The organism is Anaerosporomusa subterranea, from assembly GCF_001611555.1.
Lineage (GTDB): Bacteria > Bacillota > Negativicutes > Sporomusales > Acetonemataceae > Anaerosporomusa > Anaerosporomusa subterranea.
Map to the genome: position 1 here is coordinate 451,235 of NZ_LSGP01000017.1, position 16,406 is coordinate 467,640.

Genomic DNA, 16,406 nt, shown 5'->3' on the forward strand with positions numbered 1-16,406 from the left:
CAGAGGCCTCAGATGCTAGGCGCGACGAGCATGCGACCGGAGTCGTACTGGAAGTACGTCGATGGGAGCAAGCGCAGGAGTAACAACGCAGATGAGGTCTCTGGGCGCTCAGCTAACGGCAGTGAGGGCACATTCCCCGGTGCCCATGATAATCAGACTCTCGACCGCAGCGCGGGCAGACCTTATACAGACGGTACATACAGACTCGATACAGTTTGTATTGACAAGTGAAGGTCTTTACACATTCTTTCTCCATCTTGCAGTCGATTTTAGGCGGGCAGTCACAGTCCATGCCGCCCATACCCATGCCCATACCCATACCCATACCATACATATCCATTCCCGTTTCCATGCCTTCGTACTCCATGTCATTGCAGCATTTCGAAGCCCACTTCGGACTAGAAGTATCACCGTATTTCACAGGCCAATCCTCCTATAGCAATTTTCGCCGGCAATCACGGTTTGCCGGACTCACTATACTATATGAAAGAAACCATAAAAATGTTATGTATAGATTTTTGGCGTTAATATACCCCATCTGCGTTACTTCAGCCTCCTGCGCTTGCTCCCTTCGACGTACTTCCAGTACGACTCCGGTCGCATGCTTGTCGCGCCTAGTGATGCTATTTAATCTGCAGCTTCAGGTTGCCATGATTCTCATAGAGAACAACACCTGGGGCATCTGAACGCCAAAAATCGGCGAGTTGTAAAATATCGATTTCTGACCGGAAGCAATATATTTCGGTTACGCTAAGAGTCTACTTCTGTCTACATTCCCGATGTTTCAGCCACGGGTGAAACGAGTCGTCCTTCGCTCTCCGTTCCCAGTCCCCTGATGTTTCAGCTATGCTGAAACATCGTTCTCCGCTCGTCTTGTTTTCCTTTCGACCCCCAGCCTAGCCCTCTCGATGTTTCAGCCGCTGCTGAAACGAGCATCTCTCCGTCTCGTCTCTCTCCGTCGTCTACCCCGTTAACGTTTCCCGCCGTTCGCCTCTAGGCCGCTGAGAAGGGTTCAGATGCTAGGAAGCCGCATAAGCCCAGCCGCGACGCGTACTTGATGTACGCTAGCAATGGGCTTATGCGGCTAACAACGCAGATGGGTCCTTATCAGCGGCCTAGTGGTGAACGGAAAAGCCCCGCCCCATGACTTCGGCAGCATCCTGCACAATCATAAACGCATTCGGGTCTACTTTTTCAACGATAAATTTGATTCGGGCGATCTGGGTTAGGGTGACCACGACGAATACCACTTTTTTGTCATTACGAGTATAGGCGCCTTCGCCTTTCAGAAAGGTTACCCCACGCCCAATTTCATTTAAAATGGCGGCAGCTATTTCCTCTGATAGGTCAGATATAATCAGAATAGTTTTCTTGCGATTAAAGCCTTCAATGACCTTGTCAGTGACAGAGGAGCCAATGAACATCGAGATCAAGGTATACATCGCCGGCTTCAATCCAAATAAAAAGGCGGCTACTGCCATAACAACCAAATTAATCGAGAAACTCACAAAGCCTATATTATAGGAATAGTATTTTTTCACAATGACGGCGATAATGTCAGTGCCGCCCGTGCTGCCGCCAACGCGGAAGATAATTCCCGATCCGATTCCGGAAATAACACCGCCGAAGACAGCAGCCAAAATGATGTCATCTACGAGATTCATGTTTGCCAAGAATCTCGTTGCGTCAATCGATAGAGAAAAGACAGCCAGCCCGTAAAGTGCACCAATAAGGAATTCACGATCAAGCAGTTTGTAGCCCAGATAGAATACAGGGATATTGCCAATGGCGACCAGCAGGCCAATCGGCCAATTGAATAAGAAATAGAAAATCATTGCGACTCCGGAGATTCCGCCGCTCAACATATGATGCGGTACCAGGAACGCATTGATCCCAGCTCCACAGATGATGCTGCCCAAACCCACTAGCGCATAGCGCCAAATTTTTTGTTGCATTTTCGCCTCCTGAATGATTGTCATTATCGTCATCGTTTCGGCATTCTTCATAAGTATATCATAGCTGTTAGTCAGACTAAAATGCAATAGCCGCCCCTGAATTTGGCAATTTGGGCTTTTTTCTGCACATGAATTCTGGCATCCGCATATATATAAACAGAAACTGATAAAGGGGGGAATTATGTATGGAAGATACTCGCGCAAACGTGAATAACTGTGTGCTGGGCGTTCAGGCCGGCCCGATTATCGTCCGCCAGGTTATTGGTGAAAGAACGAAGCAGAAAGTTCTCGACATTCATGTTGTCGTTCCTGAAAGAAAACCTTCTATTGAGCAAATTATAGACGTGTTTGTAAAAGATGTCGAAGTACTGAACGTAGAAGTAATTACTGACAAGGTTATCGTTCGCGGCGAATTCGAAATTAAAGCAATCTATGTTGCCGACCTGCCTGATCAGCCGGTGCATGCGGTTGAAATCAAACACTACAAATGGACGCAAGATATTGAAATTCCGGGTGCCCGCCGTGGTATGGACGCTGATGCCAGCGTTGTTGTCGAATTCGTCGACTATGATGTGGATCACCACACTCGGGCGTATAAGCACAAATACGGCAGCCATGACGATGACGATTGTGATGACCATGGCAACGATTGCGATGATCATGACCACGACTGCAACGATCACGACCACGACTGCAACGATCACAATGATAACTGCAACGATCATCACCACCACCATCGTGTTTGTCGGGAATTTGATGTTTCCGTTGTGCTAAAAATCACCGCGAAAGTCTTGGCTGACCGTGAAGTCACTTTCAATGCGGGGGCCACACTTCCGACCACTCCGAAGGGATAAGGCGCTTTCCCAAAATCCAGAGAAAAGGGGGGGAAATATCTGTGAGCGATAATGATAACATCAGACAAAGCTCGGGGTCGACGACTTGCACTACTGATACAGTGACCTCCATGGCTGGTGTGGGCACTGCCGAAAGCGCTGAGCTCGTTTGCGGCTGCCCAGAACCGGGGCCTGAGAAAATCGAGGTTGAGCAAGTACTTGGCGCTAAAATGGCCCAGAGAGTCGTCGAATTCGATATGATTGTACCAGCGCAAAAACCACCAATTGAGCAGGTTATCGATGTCTATGTTAAAGACGTCGAATGCGACAGCATCGATGTGATTCCAGATAAAGTCATCATCCGTGGCCATTTAGAAGTAAAGGTCATGTATGTGGCTGATCTGCCAAATCAACCAGTGCATGCTTTTGAAAAGCAACATATTCGGTTTACCCGTGATATCGAGATTGATGGTGCCGAGCCGGGGATGAAAGCGACGGCAGATATCCAGGTCGAGTTTGTGGACTATGATTTTGAATGCTTTGACCATGACCATGATCATGATCAACGCAAAGTCCACGTTACGATTGTACTTAGATTCTGGGCGCGTGTGGTCACCACGACTGAAATGGATGTATATGCGCTAACGCCGGTGGATCAGATTGGTCAACCAATCGAAAAGACCACTTCGGCCTCAACCTTTAACAGCGATTCCGTGTCTGCAGCCAGCACTGGCGGCGGAAAGATCGAGGCATTTGGCGTGGAAAATGTTCTAGTAACCGGACCGGAAGTAATGCCCATGGTTCCGACCGCAGGCACTCAGGCCGTTGTGTCCGGTACGGCCACTGTTACCGGTTCCTCAGTCAATGTTCGTACCGGTCCAGGCACGAATTTCCCGGTTGTCACCAAGGTGAATAAGGGCGAAACAGTCACACTCAGAGATCAGGCCTTTGGCTGGAACCGCGTTATCCTTAGTGACGGAACAACTACAGGCTGGATCGCAAGCTGGCTGTTAAGCTCCGGCGGAGCGCCAACAAACGCAAAAGGTTAAAGGGCAGACCGCGGTGGAAGCCGCGGTCTTTTGTTAAGCAAATAAAATTAAGAGTTCACGAAGAGGATGAGGAAACGTCTTCCGCAGAGGGCGCAGAGTACAACAGCGGTCACAGAGAATGTAGCAGAGGATGCCGCGATAATAATTAATATTTTTTATACTCTGTTTCCTCTGTGTGTCCTCCTTTACTCTGTGGAAACGTTCTCCTTCTTGCTGGCTTGGAATTTGTCACCCTTCGTGCTCTCTTTACCACTCCGTGGAATGGTGCCCCGTATTTCCAAACGTAGCAGTTTTCTTATTAGCAATGCTACGCCTGAAGCATATACTGAACTGTACGGCGCCGCTAAACCTGGCGCTGATTCGGAGGGTAGAATGTTAACAGCAGTAACCCATTTGAAGCCTGTGGGCAGGGGCGTTACCGCCCCGCATTTATTTACCGCTGATGACGGTGAAACCTATGTAGTCAAGTTTCAAGCCAATAAGATTGGCCCCAAAGTGCTGGTTAATGAATTGCTAGCAGCCAAATTGGGTGAGCGATGGCAACTGTGTTTTCCGCCAAGTGGCCTAATTTACCTTAGTCAGAAAGTTGTAAACCAAGAGTATTATTTGTCTCAACGAGTTCAGGCTGGAGTCCACTTTGCATCCCGGTTTTTGCCGAGTTGCCGTTATCTTAATCGCTTTCTATTACACAAAGCAGTGAACAAACCCGATATGGCTGGAGTGATGTTGTTTGACCATCTGTTTCATAATGTGGATCGCACCCACAATCCGCGAAACCTGCTGATTCGCCAAGAAACAGACGGCTGGCGGCTGTATGCCATTGACCATTCGCATCTGTTCTACCGTGGCAAATGGACGCCTGAGTCATTAAATAAATTATTGACAATCATATCGATCAATTGCCAACGCTCATTCGGCGTTTTGTTAAAACATTATCTTCAAGCAGACGACTTTTTGCCTTGCTTGCAGAAAATCGAGGCAACCAGTGATGCCGACTTTGCGGAAATGGTCAATGAAATACCCCAGGAATGGCTTCCCGGGGCTGAGGAGCGTGAGCTGCTTACCAATTGGCTTTGCCAGCGGCGCGGCTATGCAGCTGAGATAGCCGATCAGCTATGTAGGCTGACTAGCCCTCATCTCTAATCAATACTGGCGTACCTAATCGAACAAAACCAAACAATTCTTCCACATGTGCATTGTGCATGCGAATGCAGCCATTTGAGACCAACTGACCGATTAGCCATGGCCGATTGGTGCCATGAATGCCATATGCATCAAAGTTTAGCCCCATCCAACGGGACCCAAGAACTCCTCCCGGATGGGGAATTTTTGTGGCAATGGCATAATTGCCGAGCGGCGTTGGGGTTGCAGGTTTGCCAAGTGCAACTGGATAGGTGCGGATTGGTGAATTGCCGCTGAGCAGTGTCAAAGAACGGCGCGATTTTACAATCAAAATCGTGGGCTGTTGTATAACAGCCCGGTTAGCTTCCAGCGAACGTTCGGTTTGTTCGACATCCCATTCGTGTCCTAGCATACGGACAAGCATATGAATACCTCCTTTTCAGGATCGCGTTTGCATACGCAGAATACTATATGTATAAATCTGTATAAATGTTATGAGTCTATGGCAAAAATAGCTGTGTATGCAGTTGAGAAGGAGAAACCGATGAGCAAAGACAAGGTTGCAGGCAATCTGCTAATTATTGGGGGAAATGAGGACAAAAAAGGTAAGTGCAAGATACTAAAGCGCTTTGTCGAGATGGCAGGAGGGCGAGACGCGAGAATTGCCGTGCTTACCACCGCGACAGAATTTCCGCATGAGGTGGGGAATGAGTATCGAAGCCTGTTTCTAGAGATTGGCGCCGAAGCGGCGACCGTTATTTATATCGATGACCGTGATACAGCTAATGACAAAAATAAAGCTCGAAATATTCTTGACTCGACAGGGGTATTTATCACTGGCGGTGATCAACTGCGCTTGACCAGCATTCTTGGCGGCTCGGAATCTGATGCCGCGATTCGCCAGGCTTACTTAAGTGGCACAGTGATCGCCGGCACGAGTGCTGGCGCTTCTGTCATGAGTGACACAATGATTGTTGGCGGAGATTCAAGTGATACCCCGAAAAAATCCCATCTGGGCATGGCTCACGGTATGGGCTTGCTGCAGGAAGTTGTGATCGACCAGCATTTTGCGCAACGCGGACGAATCAACCGGATTTTAGCTGCGGTGGCGCAGAATCCACTGATTATTGGAGTAGGCATTGATGAGGATACAGCAATCGTTGTGTCGCCAGATGAGAAGTTTGAGGTCATTGGCTCACAGACGGTGACAATTGCGGACGGCAGAAATATCATCTATTCCAACATTTCCGAATCCAAACCATCCGATCCGTTGGCATTGACCAATGTAATTTTGCATGTTCTTCCAGAAGGATATGGATATGATCTTAAACGGCGAATGACTTATATTTGCGGCGAGTGAAGAGGTGCACCTATGCAAATTATCACTGTGCGGGAATTAAGAGGCCCGAATATCTACAGTTACCGGCCAGTCATCAAGGTGAGATTAGATTTAGGCGAACAGGCTGAGACGCCGAGCAATGAAATCCCGGGATTTGTCGAGCGTCTGACAGAGGCTCTGCCCACTCTAAGTGAGCATCATTGTGCTCTTGGCTACAGGGGAGGATTTGTCGAAAGACTGCATGAGGGGACGTACTTGGCTCATGTCTTCGAACATGTTGCCCTGGAATTTCAGACGGCGGCAGGTTATGATGTTCGCTTCGGCAAAGCGCGTAGTGGCGGTACGCCAGGAGTATATGACGTAGTGCTTGGCTATAGGTCGGCGGCTGCGGCGATGGAAGCAATTCGCCAAGCGGAAGAGCTTATCAACGCTTTAGTTGCAGGTAGTCCGTATGATGCGGCGGCAGCAGTCCAGGCGGTTACGTCAGCCGGTGAAGCTGACCGTCTTGGACCGAGCACTGAAGCCCTTTATCAAGCTGCTTGCGGTCGCGGTATTCCGGTTTCTCGTATTGGGCAGGAGAATTTACTTGTGCTAGGCTGGGGACGCCGTCAACAGCGCATGTGGACAACTGTCAGCAGTAAAACAGGCATGCTGGCTACCGATTTGGCTTGTGATAAGGACTTGACCAAAAAGATACTGGCGGACGGCGCTCTGCCTGTGCCAGAGGGACAAGTTGTCGAAAATGCCAAGCAAGCTGTGCAGGCGATGATGGAAATAGGTGTCCCGGTTGTCATCAAGCCGCTTGGCGGTAATCAGGGTAAAGGCGTTACTCTCGACATACATAAAGTTGAAGAAGCTGAACGTGCCTTCGCTATTGCGGCTGAGTTTGACAATCGGGTTGTGGTTGAGCAATTCATACCAGGGCGTCAATATCGATTGTGCGTTGTTAATGGAAAGTTAGTGGCAGCTGCCGAACGTATTCCCGCCTATGTCATTGGCGACGGAAGTTCAACCATTTGGCAGTTAGTGGATCAGATTAACGCTGATCCTCAGCGCGGTGATGGACACGAAAAACCTTTGACAAAAATCAAGATTGATTCGGTGGCAATTATTAACTTGTCAAGGCAAGGTTTAACACCAGACTCTATACCGGCTGACGGTAAGATTGTCTATATCCGGGAAAACGCAAATCTCAGCACTGGTGGGACGGCGGTAGACGTCACCGACATTGTACATCCTGAAACTGTCCAAATGGCTGAGCGGGCTGCCAAACTGATCGGCCTTGATATAGCCGGGGTAGATATTGTCGCCGCCGATATAACAAAATCGTTGCGACAAGGCGGTGCAATCATTGAAGTCAACGCCGCTCCCGGAATCCGGATGCACCATTATCCGTCAGCTGGTAAATCGCGTGATGTGGCTGCCGCCATTATCGACTATTTGTTCCCTCACGGTGATCAAGGGCGGATACCGATTATCTCCGTCACCGGCACCAACGGCAAGACCACTGTCACGCGAATGATTGGCCACATTTGGGAGGCGGCAGGTTATAAGGTTGGTATGACAACGACTGATGGTATTCATATCGGCGGTGAATGCATCATGCCCGGCGATACCACCGGCCCAGCCAGTGCCAGAATTGTTCTTAATGATCCCTGCGTGGAAGTTGCTGTATTAGAGACGGCGCGCGGCGGTCTACTGCGCGGCGGCCTGGCGTTTGACAGTTGTGATGTTGGCATTGTCACCAATGTCACCGAAGACCACTTGGGCCAAGATGGCATTGAAGATCTAAACGATTTGGCGTATGTCAAGTCACTCGTTCTTGAGACTGTTAAACCAGACGGGTTCGCTGTTATCAATGCTGATGACGCTTTTGCGGCCATACTGGCCAAGCGAGTTCGGGCCGAGATTATGTATTTCAGTCTCGAGCCAGACAATCTAATTGTCAGGCGTCATCTCGGCAGAGGCGGTAAAGCGATTTTTGTAAAAGAGAGCATGATTTACGCCGCAGAGGGCAAAACAGCCAAACCACTGCTGTCTGCAGATAGCATCCCGGCAACTCTGGGCGGTATCGCCATGCATAATCTGCAGAATGCCGTTATCGCCGCAGCCGCTTGTTGGTGCCTCAGACTGCCGGTTAGCTATATTTGTGAAGGGCTAATGAGCTTTGACGAGAATCCGGGCCGGTTTAATTTGATTTCACTGGGTAACCTTTGCGTTTGTGTCGACTATGGCCACAATCCAGCCGGCTATTTGGCAACAATCAGTACAGCCAGACGCATGGGTGCTCGACGTCTTGTCGGAGTGATTGCAGCCCCCGGCGATCGTCGCGATGATGTTGTGGTAAACGTTGGCCGCATCGCGGGACGCGGTTTTGATATGATTTACATTAAAGAAGATGAAGATCTACGGGGCAGACAACCAGGTGAAACAGCAGCGTTACTGAAGCAGGGAGTTATCGAATCCGGATATCCGGCCGAAGCTGTCACACTAGTACTCTCAGAATACACGGCTGTTTGGACAGCCCTTTCGCAAGCGCAGCCTGAGGATTTAATTGTTGTGTTCTATGAAAAGTACGATGTGGTTAAACGCGCGATTGATGAATTTCGGTTGCAGCATAACCGACAGCAAGCCGAAGCAGCCGGTTACGGCTATTTTGCAGTCAATCAAGCAGGAATTTAGGTTTTGCAACGGTCTCTAGTCTGTTGCAGAAGCAACAGACTTCCTTAAAACACAAGAGACTAGTTGAAAAAGCTCCAGGTGTCGTTACATACGAGATAGGATACGCATTGAAGATGTCAAGCATTTTAGTTTCGTAGGAACAGCGAGGCTTGCGCCGCGCCGCGTACAAAAGGTACGCTAGCAACCAAACATAGCCGTGATTGCGCAACTCTTGGCGCTTTAGCGCCTTAGAGTTGGCGGCATACCCCTTGCGGGTGCAACGCAGATGGACTTTTGCAACGGTCTCCTAGAAAAAACTTCCTTGGTAGTTGCAGGTCTGCTTAGGACAAGGTAGAATAATGAGTATTAGATAAATACTCATGGAGGTGGCAGATATGGACGCCGGACAAGAATTGCAGCTTGTCATTTTTATGCTTGCCAAGGAAGAATACGGCCTACCGATTACCAAAGTCCAGGAAATTAACCGCATGGTTCCGATTACTCGTTTGCCGCAGACGCCTGATTTCATGGAAGGCGTGATCAACCTACGGGGGCGAGTTATTCCCGTCATTGACCTCCGCAAGCGCTTCCAATTAGCTGAAGCGGTAATTAATGATGATACCCGCATCATTATTGTTGATGTTGATGGACAAACCTTAGGCATTGTGGTAGACGCAGTTACCGAAGTGGTTCGTCTGGCAGCCACTAGCGTGGAACCGCCGCCTCCTACATTTGTTCTTGATTCCCAATACATAGAAGGTATTGGCAAGCTGGATGAACGCTTGCTTATTTTGCTTGCCATTGACAAAGTGTTGACTTCGCAAGAAGCCATTACCCTGAAGTCAATATCATAAGTATGGTGCAAACGCTTACTATCTCCGCCAGAGCGAAAATTAATTTGACACTTGACGTGCTCGGCAAACGCCCCGATGGCTATCATGAAGTAGCGATGATCATGCAGACACTGGAATTGGCCGACTTGGTGCATTTGCGTCAAGCCGACTCGATCCTGATTGAGACAGATAATCCACGCCTGCCTGGTGACGAGTCAAACTTAGCCTATCGGGCGGCAGCTTTACTCCGGCGTGAATGCGGTGTTGATCACGGCGTCCATATTCGGCTGGAAAAGAAGATACCGATGGCGGCTGGTTTGGCGGGTGGCAGCTCTGATGCAGCCGCCGTTCTAAAGGGGTTGGTTCAGTTGTGGAAGCTGCCCTTGACGCCGGAGGACCTGTCGCGTTTGGGCGCTTCATTGGGCTCAGACGTGCCCTTTTGTTTGTATGGCGGTACAGCGTTAGCAACCGGCAGAGGCGAAGTAATTACTCAACTACAGGATTTGCCTTCCCGCCCTGTTGTATTAGCCAAGCCACCGGTTGATGTGGCGACTGCCTCTGTTTACAAAGGGTATCGACCTGAAGCTGTTGTAGTGCATCCAGACACACAGTCAGTCTTAACTGCCATCAGCCAGGGAAACTGGCACAAAGTCGAACAAAGCCTTGTTAATGTTCTGGAAAGTGTTACCGTTAATGAACATCCGCAGATTGCCATTATCAAAGCGATGATGCTTAACGCAGGTGCCACTGGCAGCCTCATGTCAGGCAGCGGTCCGACCGTCTTTTGTTTGGCTGAGAATGACGACACAGCTCAGCAAATCGCCCAACGGCTAACGCAAGAGTGTAAAGCAGAGGTCATTGTGACAAGAACCTCGCAGCGGGAAACAAAATAGAGAAAGACCTTGTGCTGAGTAGACAAGGTTAGGAGTCTGTTGCAGAGCAACAGACATCCTTAAAAAACAAGAGACTAGTTGAAAAAGCTCCAGGTGTCGTTACATACGAGATAGGATGCGAATTGAAGATGTCAAGCATTTTAGTTTCGTAGGAACAGCGAGGCTTGCGTAGAGTTGGCGGCATACCCCTCGCGGGTGCAACGCAGATGGAGGTTTTGCAACGGTCTCCTAGTAAGGGGGAGAACTATGACGCGGCGATTGTTGCCGATTAAGCTGGATAGCTACAAGCCGTTGCGAGAGGTAGTGGCCGAGACATTGCGGGATGCAATTGTCAACGGAGTACTAAAGCCAGGCGAAAGACTGATGGAAATTCAATTGGCGGAGGAACTTGGCGTTAGCCGCACTCCTGTGCGTGAGTCAATTCGCAAGCTTGAATTGGAAGGCTTTGTAGTTATGGTGCCAAGACGGGGCACCTATGTAACTGATTTATCAATTAAGGATATCAATGAGGTTTATGAGATCCGAACGGTGCTTGATGTCCTCGCCGCAGGTTTGGCGGCCGAACGTATTACGGAAGAAGAATTGGAAGAGCTAGAGCGTTTGTTGGTGCAAATCGGCGAGTTCGTTGAGCAGAACAATATGGAGCAACTGATCGAATTTGATACCAAGTTTCACGATGTTCTCTACCGTGCCAGCCGTAATGACCGATTAGTTGGAATCATTAATAATCTGCGAGAACAGTTTACCCGTTTCCGTTCTATTTCCATGAAATATCCCGGACGCATGCAAAATACAGTTGAAGAACACACTCGTCTAGTTGAGGCGATCGCGCAGCGAAATCCCGATTTGGCGCAGCAGATAGCCCGTGAGCATATGGAGAACTCTGAGCAAACTTTGCTCAAGGAGTTTGACGAGCGTCGCTATCCTGAGGAAAGCGACTAGTCGCAACACAGTGGGAGGCATATCATGTACGACGCCATAATTTTGGCTGGCGGTGAAAATAATAAGAAGTTGCTCGGCTTATCCCCTCAGCCCTATGAAGCGCTGATTGAGATCGCGGGACAGCCGATGGTGACTTTTGTGGCCAACGCGTTGGCCGCCAGCGGCGCCGTAAACCGCATTCTCGTCGTCGGCCCGGAATCTGCGCTCCAGCAATGTGCATTCCCGCCACAAGTGAGCGTTTTGGCGGGTGGTCATACGATTATGGAGACAATCCAGATTGGCATGGCGGCCTTAGGACATCGACAGAAGGTACTGGTTGCTACGGCGGATATTCCCCTGCTGACAGCTGAGGCAGTCAATGACTTCGTGGCTCAATGCAGTTGCATTGATGCTGACTTCTATTATCCGATTATTTCGCAAGAGATGAATGAACGGTGCTATCCCTCCACTCGCCGCACCTATGTCCGGTTGCGTGAAGGTACGTTCACCGGCGGCAATATCTTCTTGGTCAACCCGGATATTGTGTCGCGCTCGCTGACTGTTGCCAACCGGATTATCGAAAACCGCAAGAACCCGTTAACCTTGTGCGGTATTCTTGGCTGGGGCTTTGTCATAAAGTTTCTTATCGGCACACTCGGCTTGGCTGAAGTTGAAGGCCGTGTGTCTGAACTTCTTAAGCTGCGCGGTGCGGTTGTCCATTCCCGATTTCCTGAGCTCGGTATCGATGTCGATAAGCCGAGCGATTTAGAGCTGGTTCGCTCAGCCATTGCCAGCAACGTACTTTAATTTTTTCACAAACCACGCACCGGTTGAACCGCGCTTGCGTGGTTTTGCCTTGGGGCAGAAAGGTTGGTTTGCGAAGCGGACGAGGCTACGTTTCCACAGAGGTCACAGAGGAGTAGCATCTATTTGCCAGTTTTGCTGGTTCCGATCTTTAGTCCTCTGTGTTCTCTTTACAACTCTGTGGCCTCTGTGGAATGGCGTCCTGTACTTCCCCAAAGTCCCGCGTAACAATTTTTCTTAAGGTGTTGATAAAAGTGATTATCCAAAGACTGCAAGGAGGTTGTTGAAAATAGCGATGAATGATAAAGCGAAGCGGATGGAACGCCGTATCGCCTTAACCAAACTGTTGACAGATAGTCCTGGACGCTTGTTTTCGCTCGGATACTTTAGTACAATGTTCGGCGCGGCTAAGTCTACGCTATCTGAAGATGTGGAGGCGATTCAGCAAGCCTTAGCTGAGTTTGGTCTCGGCAAGCTGGAAACCGTAGCTGGTGCTGCCGGCGGTGTTCGGTTTCTTCCCTATGTCTCTAGCCAATCAACCAACGAGATTCTAACCAGTCTGGCCGAAACGCTTGCCTCACCTGAACGGGTTCTGACTGGCGGCTTTCTCTACATGTCTGATTTGCTATTTGACGCTCATATCATGGCGCGGGTGGGAGAGGTGTTCATGACCTGTTTTGCCCAGAGCCGACCAGATTGTATTATGACAGTGGAGACTAAAGGAATTCCTCTGGCGATGATGACTGCCCGGGCATTTAACCTTCCCTTGGCCATTGCCCGCCATGGCAGCAAGGTAACTGAGGGTTCAGCTGTCAGTGTGTACCATGTCTCCGGCTCGAACCGCCGCATTCAGACCATGTCACTGCCCAAAAGGGCCATTGCACCGGGATCAAGGGTATTGCTTATCGACGACTTTATGAAAGCAGGTGGAACAGCTCGCGGCATGATCGACTTAGTGCACGAGTTTGACGCCGCAGTGGTTGGTTTGGGTGTGCTTATCGCCACCGAAGAGCCCAGCCAAAAGCTGGTTGATGATTACCAGGCTCTGCTTATCTTATCCGATGTAGATGAACATACTAAAACGGTAAAAATACATTCAGCGTTGTAGTTTCATTTTCAGACGAATCAAAGTCTTGGAACGTAAGGAACGGAGCAGGATCGCCCCTAAAAGCACGAGCAGCACTATGACGTTAATTGAATAATAAGGTGCCGTTGTGTCGCTAGTGTGTCGCTAGTGACGCTAGTGTTCAACCGAATCTCGACCTATCACAAGGAGGTTTTCGCATGAAACCGACTGCTTCTCCGACTATTTCCCTGGCTGCGATTGAAGAAGCGCATGCCACGATGCGCGATCAAGTTCATAACACACCGCTTGACCGAAGCCGCACGTTTAGTGATTTGGTTGGCTGTGAGCTGTATCTCAAGCTTGAGAATATGCAAAAGACAGGGTCGTTTAAACTGCGTGGCGCTTATAATAAGATTCAGTCGCTTACTGCCGCTGAAAAGGCAAGAGGCGTTATCGCCGCTTCCGCCGGGAACCACGCGCAAGGGGTTGCTTATGCCGCAACTCTCGCAGGTATCAAGTCGACCATTGTTATGCCAGAGATTGCTCCCTTGGCCAAGGTCATCGCCACCCGTGGCTATAAAGCGGAAGTCGTTTTAAGCGGTCTCGGTTATGACGAGGCTTTCGAGAAAGCTAAGCATATTCAGCGGGAAAGTGGACAAGTATTCGTTCATGCCTATAACGATCCGTATGTGATAGCTGGACAAGGTACAATTGGCCTGGAAATTTTGCAAGCGTTGGAGGATGTTTCGGCAGTGGTTGTCCCCATTGGCGGCGGCGGACTAGCGGCCGGGATCGCGCTGGCAATCAAGGAAAAAGCTCCTCATGTTAAGGTATATGGAGTCCAGGCAAAAGGTGCGCCCGCGATGTATATTTCAAAACAGCAGCATACGCTAAAAACAACTCCTGATGCGGTTACCATCGCTGACGGCATTGCTGTCAAAGCCCCAGGCGACATCACCTTTGGCCTAATTGACCGCTATCTGGATGATGTCGTCGTCGTGGATGATGAGGCCATCGCCAGCACTATCCTGATGCTGCTTGAACGGGCAAAGCTGATGGTGGAAGGCGCGGGTGCAGTGAGCTTGGCCGCTCTGCTCAACCACCTGCTGCCGGTATCTGGCAAAGTCGTCAGTGTAATCTCTGGCGGCAATATTGATGTCAATTTTATCTCCCGTATCATTGAACGCGGTCTGGTTAAGGCAGGCCGCCGGGTAAAGATTATCACTAGAGTCACTGACCGTCCTGGTGCGCTAAATCGCCTGTTGACCATTATCGCTAGCCTAAGGGCTAATGTCATTCACGTTTTCCACGACCGGGTTGAGCGGAATGTACCACTGGGTCAGGCTGTCGTAGAAGTCAGTATGGAAACACAGGATGCGATGCATACAGAAACCATCCTCACCACTCTTCGCCAAGAAGGCTATGTGGTCGAGCTGATTTAAAATATACAACTTTGCAGGGAAACGTCATTTCGTGTCGAATTAAATTTTGTTCGGAGATATCTTCCGGCTGACAGCCGGGAAACAGGGGGACGGAAATAATGTCAGGATTTACCGCTTTAATTCTGGCCGCCGGTAAGGGGACCCGAATGAAGTCGGAACTGCCAAAGGTGCTTCATAAAGTTAGTAGCAAACCCATGCTCTTACGGGTATTGGATGCCGCCGAACAGGCGGGGGCAACAGCCAGTGTTGCCGTTGTTGGCTTTGGCGCCGATCAAGTTCAAAAAACATTGGGAGCAAGGGCTCAGACGGCTATTCAGGCCGAACAATTAGGCACAGGCCATGCTGTCATGCAAGCTGAGTCACTACTGCAAGGCTGCACGGGCACGATTATGGTGCTGTGCGGTGACACGCCACTTCTGCGAGCAGCTACGCTGCAGAAACTTCTCCAGACGCATCGCCAAGCACAGGCTCAAGCCACGGTACTGACTGCCATCATGCCGAATCCGGCTGGATATGGACGGGTCATTCGAGATCGCTCAGGCAAAGTCGTAAAGATTGTGGAACAAAAAGACGCATCAGTCGAAGAAGCAGCAGTGAACGAGATTAATACAGGCATTTACTGTTTCGAAAAATCCAGCCTGTTTGCTACGCTTGCTTTAATAACTGCAGACAACGCCCAAGGTGAATACTATTTGACTGATGTAATTGGTATTCTTACCGCTCAGAACCAGGCCGTTGCGGCGGTTGCGGCTGACGAACACCAAGAAACGATGGGCATTAACTCCCGGGCGCAGTTGGCGCAAGCGGAGGCCATCGTACGAAATCGCAAACTTACCGAACTGATGGATGCAGGCGTCACCATCATGGATCCGAATAGTGTCTTTGTCGATGACTCGGTATCTGTCGGTTCTGATACTATATTATATCCCTTTACCTGGCTTGAAGGCGCTACGACAATCGGCTCATGCTGTGAAATTGGCCCTAATACCCGGCTGCAGAATACGGTAGTCGGCGATAACACCGTTATTCACTTTTCGTATACTCATGAATGCGAAATTGGTTGCGGGGTTACTGTCGGCCCCTATGTCCATATTCGGCCAGATTCGATTTTGGCGGATGGAGTCAAAGTCGGCAACTTTGTTGAGGTCAAAAATTCTCAGGTCGGCCCTGGTACCAAATTGCCTCATCTCAGCTATATCGGTGATGCTGATTTGGGAGCAGGGATCAATATCGGTTGCGGCACGATCACCGTCAACTATGATGGCAAAAAGAAACACCGCACAGTCATTGAGGACAATGCCTTTATCGGCTGCAACTCAAATCTGGTCGCACCGGTGAAAGTGGGCAGCGGCGCTTATGTGGCCGCCGGCTCCACTGTTACTAAAAACGTACCACCCGATGCTCTTGGAGTGGCGCGTGCCCGGCAAACCAATATCGAGAATTGGGTCAAACGGCAACGCTGATTTATATTTTTTTTAGGGGGAAATT

Annotated in this window: 15 protein-coding genes; 12 read left to right on the top strand and 3 right to left on the bottom strand. The window is 49.7% G+C overall.

Features of this window, described 5'->3' with window-relative positions:
- Nucleotides 1-112: 112 nt before the first annotated feature.
- Nucleotides 113-421: a hypothetical protein gene (locus AXX12_RS18770; RefSeq protein WP_074431350.1), complete on the bottom strand. Its 309-nt coding sequence runs from the start codon at nucleotides 419-421 to the stop codon at nucleotides 113-115.
- 694 nt (nucleotides 422-1,115) lie between these two features.
- Nucleotides 1,116-1,955: a YitT family protein gene (locus AXX12_RS09570; protein WP_066241522.1), complete on the bottom strand. Its 840-nt coding sequence runs from the start codon at nucleotides 1,953-1,955 to the stop codon at nucleotides 1,116-1,118.
- A gap of 185 nt (nucleotides 1,956-2,140) precedes the next feature.
- Here AXX12_RS09570 and AXX12_RS09575 point away from each other — a divergent pair, with 185 nt between their 5' ends.
- From AXX12_RS09575 to AXX12_RS09585, 3 genes are all read left to right on the top strand, one after another.
- Nucleotides 2,141-2,809 carry a DUF3794 domain-containing protein gene (locus tag AXX12_RS09575; protein ID WP_066241524.1) on the top strand — a complete coding sequence of 223 codons (669 nt, stop codon included), beginning with the start codon at nucleotides 2,141-2,143 and terminating at the stop codon, nucleotides 2,807-2,809.
- A 41-nt stretch (nucleotides 2,810-2,850) separates the two neighbouring features.
- Nucleotides 2,851-3,837: an SPOCS domain-containing protein gene (locus tag AXX12_RS09580; protein WP_231881854.1), complete on the top strand. Its 987-nt coding sequence runs from the start codon at nucleotides 2,851-2,853 to the stop codon at nucleotides 3,835-3,837.
- A 372-nt stretch (nucleotides 3,838-4,209) separates the two neighbouring features.
- Nucleotides 4,210-4,980, top strand: coding sequence for a HipA family kinase (locus tag AXX12_RS09585; protein ID WP_066241527.1), 771 nt, complete (start codon nucleotides 4,210-4,212; stop codon nucleotides 4,978-4,980).
- Here the strand turns inward: AXX12_RS09585 and AXX12_RS09590 are convergent.
- Entirely contained in the window at nucleotides 4,964-5,383 is a 420-nt protein-coding gene (locus AXX12_RS09590) for a L,D-transpeptidase (RefSeq protein ID WP_231881855.1), read from the bottom strand. The two genes, AXX12_RS09585 and AXX12_RS09590, sit on opposite strands and share 17 nt — an antisense overlap.
- Nucleotides 5,384-5,503: 120 nt before the next feature.
- Between AXX12_RS09590 and AXX12_RS09595 the strand changes: the two genes are divergently transcribed.
- The 9 genes from AXX12_RS09595 (at nucleotide 5,504) to glmU (ending at nucleotide 16,381) form a co-directional block, all read left to right on the top strand.
- Entirely contained in the window at nucleotides 5,504-6,319 is an 816-nt protein-coding gene (locus AXX12_RS09595) for a cyanophycinase (protein WP_066241528.1), read from the top strand.
- Between the two features lie 12 nt (nucleotides 6,320-6,331).
- A complete protein-coding gene (gene cphA / locus AXX12_RS09600) occupies nucleotides 6,332-8,980 on the top strand; it encodes a cyanophycin synthetase (protein ID WP_066241530.1) in 2,649 nt (882 codons plus the stop codon).
- A gap of 374 nt (nucleotides 8,981-9,354) precedes the next feature.
- Complete coding sequence (locus AXX12_RS09605) at nucleotides 9,355-9,813, top strand: chemotaxis protein CheW (protein WP_066241533.1); 459 nt, start codon at nucleotides 9,355-9,357, stop codon at nucleotides 9,811-9,813.
- Nucleotides 9,814-9,815: 2 nt separating this feature from the next.
- Nucleotides 9,816-10,685 carry a 4-(cytidine 5'-diphospho)-2-C-methyl-D-erythritol kinase gene (gene ispE, locus AXX12_RS09610; RefSeq protein ID WP_066241536.1) on the top strand — a complete coding sequence of 290 codons (870 nt, stop codon included), beginning with the start codon at nucleotides 9,816-9,818 and terminating at the stop codon, nucleotides 10,683-10,685.
- Between the two features lie 246 nt (nucleotides 10,686-10,931).
- Entirely contained in the window at nucleotides 10,932-11,627 is a 696-nt protein-coding gene (locus AXX12_RS09615) for a GntR family transcriptional regulator (protein WP_066241538.1), read from the top strand.
- Between the two features lie 24 nt (nucleotides 11,628-11,651).
- The gene (locus AXX12_RS09620; protein ID WP_066241541.1) at nucleotides 11,652-12,413 is read left to right on the top strand and encodes a nucleotidyltransferase family protein; all 762 of its coding nucleotides are present in this window, start codon (nucleotides 11,652-11,654) and stop codon (nucleotides 12,411-12,413) included.
- Between the two features lie 292 nt (nucleotides 12,414-12,705).
- Entirely contained in the window at nucleotides 12,706-13,518 is an 813-nt protein-coding gene (purR, locus tag AXX12_RS09625; protein WP_066241543.1) for a pur operon repressor, read from the top strand.
- A 176-nt stretch (nucleotides 13,519-13,694) separates the two neighbouring features.
- Nucleotides 13,695-14,918, top strand: a complete 1,224-nt coding sequence (gene ilvA, locus AXX12_RS09630) for a threonine ammonia-lyase (RefSeq protein WP_066241546.1) — start codon at nucleotides 13,695-13,697, stop codon at nucleotides 14,916-14,918.
- 98 nt (nucleotides 14,919-15,016) lie between these two features.
- On the top strand, nucleotides 15,017-16,381 hold the full coding sequence (gene glmU / locus AXX12_RS09635) for a bifunctional UDP-N-acetylglucosamine diphosphorylase/glucosamine-1-phosphate N-acetyltransferase GlmU (RefSeq protein ID WP_066241550.1): 1,365 nt from the start codon (nucleotides 15,017-15,019) through the stop codon (nucleotides 16,379-16,381).
- The last annotated feature ends 25 nt before the right edge of the window (nucleotides 16,382-16,406 follow it).

Coding starts and splice junctions, on each gene's coding strand:
- cphA (WP_066241530.1), top strand. CDS start 6,332: ATGCAAATTATCACTGTGCGGGAATTAAGAGGCCCGAATATCTACAGT.
- AXX12_RS09605 (WP_066241533.1), top strand. CDS start 9,355: ATGGACGCCGGACAAGAATTGCAGCTTGTCATTTTTATGCTTGCCAAG.
- purR (WP_066241543.1), top strand. CDS start 12,706: ATGAATGATAAAGCGAAGCGGATGGAACGCCGTATCGCCTTAACCAAA.
- AXX12_RS09570 (WP_066241522.1), bottom strand. CDS start 1,955: ATGCAACAAAAAATTTGGCGCTATGCGCTAGTGGGTTTGGGCAGCATC.
- AXX12_RS09615 (WP_066241538.1), top strand. CDS start 10,932: ATGACGCGGCGATTGTTGCCGATTAAGCTGGATAGCTACAAGCCGTTG.
- AXX12_RS09590 (WP_231881855.1), bottom strand. CDS start 5,383: ATGCTTGTCCGTATGCTAGGACACGAATGGGATGTCGAACAAACCGAA.
- ilvA (WP_066241546.1), top strand. CDS start 13,695: ATGAAACCGACTGCTTCTCCGACTATTTCCCTGGCTGCGATTGAAGAA.
- AXX12_RS09595 (WP_066241528.1), top strand. CDS start 5,504: ATGAGCAAAGACAAGGTTGCAGGCAATCTGCTAATTATTGGGGGAAAT.
- glmU (WP_066241550.1), top strand. CDS start 15,017: ATGTCAGGATTTACCGCTTTAATTCTGGCCGCCGGTAAGGGGACCCGA.
- AXX12_RS09620 (WP_066241541.1), top strand. CDS start 11,652: ATGTACGACGCCATAATTTTGGCTGGCGGTGAAAATAATAAGAAGTTG.
- AXX12_RS09575 (WP_066241524.1), top strand. CDS start 2,141: ATGGAAGATACTCGCGCAAACGTGAATAACTGTGTGCTGGGCGTTCAG.
- ispE (WP_066241536.1), top strand. CDS start 9,816: ATGGTGCAAACGCTTACTATCTCCGCCAGAGCGAAAATTAATTTGACA.
- AXX12_RS09585 (WP_066241527.1), top strand. CDS start 4,210: ATGTTAACAGCAGTAACCCATTTGAAGCCTGTGGGCAGGGGCGTTACC.